The sequence below is a fragment of the Pedobacter sp. PF22-3 genome (assembly GCF_026239555.1).
GTDB lineage: Bacteria > Bacteroidota > Bacteroidia > Sphingobacteriales > Sphingobacteriaceae > Pedobacter.
Genome location: NZ_JAPIVP010000045.1, coordinates 1 through 1,401 on the forward strand (window position 1 = coordinate 1; position 1,401 = coordinate 1,401).

2 protein-coding genes are annotated in these 1,401 nt (G+C 43.8%); both read left to right on the forward strand.

From position 1 onward, the window contains the following. Positions 1-49: 49 nt before the first annotated feature. The gene (locus OQX63_RS23230) at positions 50-463 is read left to right on the forward strand and encodes a hypothetical protein (protein WP_265853169.1); all 414 of its coding nucleotides are present in this window, start codon (positions 50-52) and stop codon (positions 461-463) included. Between the two features lie 8 nt (positions 464-471). After that, positions 472-1,380, forward strand: a complete 909-nt coding sequence (locus tag OQX63_RS23235; RefSeq protein ID WP_265853170.1) for an IS3 family transposase — start codon at positions 472-474, stop codon at positions 1,378-1,380. Positions 1,381-1,401 lie beyond the last annotated feature (21 nt).

Consider the following 1,401-nt stretch of genomic DNA (forward strand, 5'->3'; position numbering starts at 1 on the left):
TGTCCTCTCCTAAAAAAACTTGACACATTTTGGCTTAAAAAAACTCAAAATGAATCAAGAGAAAAAAAGCAATGGATTTAGTATTTTAGTTTCCGATTCTTTCGACCGTACGGATGACCACAATGCCTATGAAGTTTCCTTCAGGCGATGGCTGGTATCTCAGTTGGAAGCAAGGGAAATGACAGTTAGCGAAGCGATCAGGAAGTTTAACATCAATCCCTCAAGTGGACCAGAACTGATAAGAACCTGGCGCAAGAGGTATTCGGACGATATTATTCCAGAACCCATAGAAATGACCCAACAGGAAAGACAGGATCTGATTGCATTGCAGAAGCAGATAAAAGCGATGGAAAAGCAGCTTGAGGATGCCAGGATGCACAATATCGCCCTCAATACACTAATAGATGTAGCGGAGGAAAAACTCAAGATCAATATCAGAAAAAAGCCTGGTGCCAAACAGTAACACTATTGATGCAGCTTTACGGTAGCTTTAGCATAAGCTACTACTGCAGACTGTTTGGCAAGAGCCGTCAGGCCTGGTATGAACAAAAAGCACAGCCGGCAATGCATATGCGCGATGCACTGGTCGTCAGATTGGTTACAGAGATCAGGGAACAGCTTCCATACTGCGGGGTCGACAAACTCTACCACATGCTGAAGGAAGATTTTACAGCCCATGGAATAAAACTGGGAAGGGATGGCCTTTATAGGCTTATGGGCAGTTATGGGATGCTCATCAGGCACCGTAGGAGAAAGCCCTACTGCACCATGTCCAATCATCATTACAGGAAATACCCAAACCTGATCCGTGAAAAGGTGATCAATAACCCAGGGGTATTATGGGTAAGCGATATCACCTATATCCGGCAGGCTTCCGGTTTCAGCTACCTAAGCATTGTTACCGATGCCTATAGCCGAAAGATCGTAGGTTACAAACTTCACCCGACCCTGCATAGTGAAGGGGCCATTGATGCACTGTTGATGGCAGCCAAGGACCTGAAAAGAACTTCAGGGCTTATCCATCACAGTGACAGGGGCATACAGTACTGTTGCAATGAATATGTCCGGGTTATAGACTATTTACATATACAGCTATCAATGACCGAAAGTGGGGATCCATATGAAAATGCCATTGCAGAAAGGATTAACGGGATACTGAAGTATGAACATGGGCTTAAAGAAACCTTTCTCTCTTTTGAAAAGGCAAAATCAGCCGTAGATGATGCCGTAACCAAATATAACAGCATCAGGATACATGACAGCTGTGGCAGGCTCACCCCTATAATGGCGCACGAAAGAAATGGAACACTTAAGAAATACTGGAGGAAAAAGAATTACAAAACCAGTAATAAGGAAAGCAAACCCGTTGTTGTTCCGTAATTGGGATAAGAGGAAAAGAAA

Bases quoted from the DNA above. Each gene is read 5' to 3' on its own strand.
- OQX63_RS23230 (WP_265853169.1), top strand. From the start codon at position 50: ATGAATCAAGAGAAAAAAAGCAATGGATTTAGTATTTTAGTTTCCGAT.
- OQX63_RS23235 (WP_265853170.1), top strand. From the start codon at position 472: ATGCAGCTTTACGGTAGCTTTAGCATAAGCTACTACTGCAGACTGTTT.